General features: G+C 43.4%; 4 protein-coding genes. 3 read left to right on the forward strand and 1 reads right to left on the reverse strand.

Going from position 1 to position 2,939, the window contains the following annotated elements:
* Positions 1-21 precede the first annotated feature (21 nt).
* Together nth and rpsN are read left to right on the forward strand one after the other, a co-directional pair.
* Positions 22-675, forward strand: a complete 654-nt coding sequence (gene nth, locus NJ959_RS27945) for an endonuclease III (protein ID WP_254015034.1) — start codon at positions 22-24, stop codon at positions 673-675.
* 128 nt (positions 676-803) lie between these two features.
* Positions 804-1,106 carry a 30S ribosomal protein S14 gene (gene rpsN, locus NJ959_RS27950; protein ID WP_254015031.1) on the forward strand — a complete coding sequence of 101 codons (303 nt, stop codon included), beginning with the start codon at positions 804-806 and terminating at the stop codon, positions 1,104-1,106.
* Positions 1,107-1,277: 171 nt separating this feature from the next.
* On the opposite strand, the gene NJ959_RS27955 is transcribed toward rpsN, so the two are convergent.
* Positions 1,278-1,607 (reverse strand): DUF8822 family protein, encoded by a 330-nt coding sequence (locus tag NJ959_RS27955; RefSeq protein WP_254015032.1) that lies wholly within the window; start codon positions 1,605-1,607, stop codon positions 1,278-1,280.
* 78 nt (positions 1,608-1,685) lie between these two features.
* On the opposite strand from NJ959_RS27955, the gene aat reads away from it, so the two are divergent.
* Positions 1,686-2,270: a leucyl/phenylalanyl-tRNA--protein transferase gene (aat, locus tag NJ959_RS27960; protein ID WP_254015033.1), complete on the forward strand. Its 585-nt coding sequence runs from the start codon at positions 1,686-1,688 to the stop codon at positions 2,268-2,270.
* Positions 2,271-2,939 lie beyond the last annotated feature (669 nt).

Consider the following 2,939-nt stretch of genomic DNA (forward strand, 5'->3'; position numbering starts at 1 on the left):
CCCCACTCCCCACTCCCCAACATGAGCAATAAATGGGTATCAAAACAACAACGAGCTTTAGAAATTCTGATTCGTCTGAAGCGGCTGTATCCCGATGCTGGCTGTACTCTCAACTACGACACGCCAGTACAGTTATTGGTGGCAACAATACTCTCGGCTCAATGTACCGATGAACGGGTGAATATGGTGACACCAGAATTATTCCGCCGATTTCCTGATGCTGGTGCGATCGCAAATGCTGATATCGAAGTTTTGGAAAATTTGGTACGTTCTACTGGATTCTATCGTAATAAGGCGAAAAATATTCGAGGAGCCTGTCGGATGATCGCAAATGAGTTTGGCGGTGAAGTACCCAAACAGATGGAAAAACTCCTCAAATTACCAGGGGTAGCCCGGAAAACAGCAAATGTGGTATTGGCGAATGCTTATGGAATTAATCAGGGTGTCACAGTAGATACTCATGTCAAGCGTCTAACACAGCGTTTAGGTTTGACTGAATATACCGATCCAATTCGGATTGAGCGAGATTTAATCCGCATGTTACCACAGGAGGATTGGGAAAATTGGTCAATTAGATTGATATACCATGGTAGGGCAATTTGTCAAGCTAGAAAACCAAATTGTCAGGATTGCGAGTTGAGGGATTTATGCCCGACTTCAGGGAATGAGGAATAGGGGCAGGCGGCAGGGAGGAGAGTTTTAACTCAAAACTCAAAACTCAAAACTCAAAACTCTCTTCCCCATCCCCTGAACTCAGATAAGATAGAGAACAGTGTCTTTATTTCGGGAAACGCCAAAGGTTTATGGCTAAAAAGAGTATGATTGAGCGGGAAAAAAACCGCCAAGAGCTTGTAGATAAGTACGCTGCCAAGCGAGCAGCTCTTAAGGAGGAGTTTGATAAGGCTAAATCTCCTTCTGAGAAAATGGTGATTCACCGGAAAATCCAACAGTTACCGCGCAATAGTGCCCCAACCCGTCTGCGGAACCGTTGTTGGGTTACAGGCCGTCCTCGTGGATACTATCGCGATTTCGGTTTATCTCGCAACGTGCTACGGGAATGGGCGCACAAGGGATTGTTACCTGGTGTAGTCAAGTCTAGCTGGTAGTATGTTGGTTCTTGTTGGTTGTTTGTTGTTGGTTATTTGTTGTTGGACAGGGATTCCTCCTGCGGCTGACATGCGAAATCCCTGCTCTATAAATTAGGCTAAGAGCTGCAATTTGGTATAAGCTCTTTAGGAACAACGAACAACCAACAACTAACAACCAACAACCAATAACTAAGCACCACAGCAGCGATCGATGCCAAGACTATCTAAGAGTAGATCGCTGACGGCATTCGCGATCGCAAATTCACTGTAAAAACTTTCCCGGAAGTCAAATGCTTGCATTTCGGTGACAATGGCAATCACGAGGGAACCGAGATCGTTTTCACCTTCCATCCGTTGGCGGACAAAAATTTGGGTAGCGCGAGTGGCTATTGTTTGATTAACTGTCTCTGGGATAAATTCGCTATCGAGCCAGTTAACCAGTGCTTCTCGCAACCATTTCCCTTCTTGTTCGGGATTGGTGACTGGTGGTAGAGTTATAGGTGAAATTGGTTCAGCCATGGGTTGAACTGTTATGGTAAATCTAGTTTAACTGGTTTTGATCCTATAGAAGAGAGATTATGATACGAGTTCTGTGCTATGGAACTTGACATTTCTGCCATTATTGATGGATATGCCCAAGGTTACTTCTTGATGGCAAATGATAACGGGGCTTTAGATTGGTATTCTAGCCGTCAGCGGGCGATTATTCCTTTAGATGAAAGGTTTCGCTATCCTAAATCGTTACAGCGTATTCTGAATCAGGAACGTTTTAGTGTGGCGATTAATCGGGATTTTAAAAGTGTGGTTGCGGGTTGTGCTAACCGAGAAACTACTTGGATTTCGCCACAACTACGGGAGATTTATTGGGCACTTTATGAGGCGGGTTGGGCTTTTAGTTTTGAAACTTGGTTGGGGGATGAGTTGGCGGGGGGAATTTTAGGGATTGCCATTGGGGGTGCTTTTATTGGGGAATCAATGTTTTTTCGGATTCCTGATGGATCGAAGGTGGCGATGGTAAAATTAGTGGAAAGATTGCGATCGCGCGGTTTTATCTTATTTGATGCTCAGATGACTAATCCTCATTTAGAGCGTTTTGGTGCTTATTTGATTAAGGATCAGGAGTATCAAGTTTTGTTGCGTCAGGCTTTGCGGCTGCCCTGTGCTTTCGATAGGTTGAATTAGGGAATGGAAGACAGGCTAATGGCTAATTGTTAGTGGTCTAGTTGATTAATAAATGATAAAGTTTTAATCCCTCTACAATTATCCCAGATTATCTGGATCTATCCCTAACTCTCGCAACTTTTGCGCTAATTTTTGGGCGCGTTGTTGAGCCAGTTGTGTCTAATTCTTGATACTCTGTTAATTTCTCGCTCTATTCCTTTCGATAAGTTGGGGAAACTACTTCTAGTACTAAAATTGGGACAACTTTTTCCTCCCATATTACATAACTGGGGCGTAATTCTTCATCAAACTGCCAACGCCCGCCGACTCCATCGCACTAAACCATAAAACCTGCACGTTTTGGCGATCTAGAACTAGAGTATAATTATCTAAATGGCGAAGGGCAACTTAGTCCGACAGAAGTTAGTCAACTCGATGCTTTAATGGCAGTTTATCGACGAGGTTTGGTTCGTAAAGCGAAAGCATTACATATTTCTGTAACTCGCGGTTTGCGCACTGCTTTGAGTTAAAATTATAAGTCGTTAATAGTTGGATTAAACTGACAATTTATCCCATTTGCGATAACCCGGCAGTGGTTCAAACCACTGCCTAATAGCTCAAGTCAGTTAAAACTGACTGGGATAATAATTTCAGTCCATTTTAATGGACTTGAGCTATTAGCCGTAGAAT

The sequence above is a fragment of the Limnofasciculus baicalensis BBK-W-15 genome (genome assembly GCF_024178385.1).
Classification (GTDB): domain Bacteria; phylum Cyanobacteriota; class Cyanobacteriia; order Cyanobacteriales; family Coleofasciculaceae; genus Limnofasciculus; species Limnofasciculus baicalensis.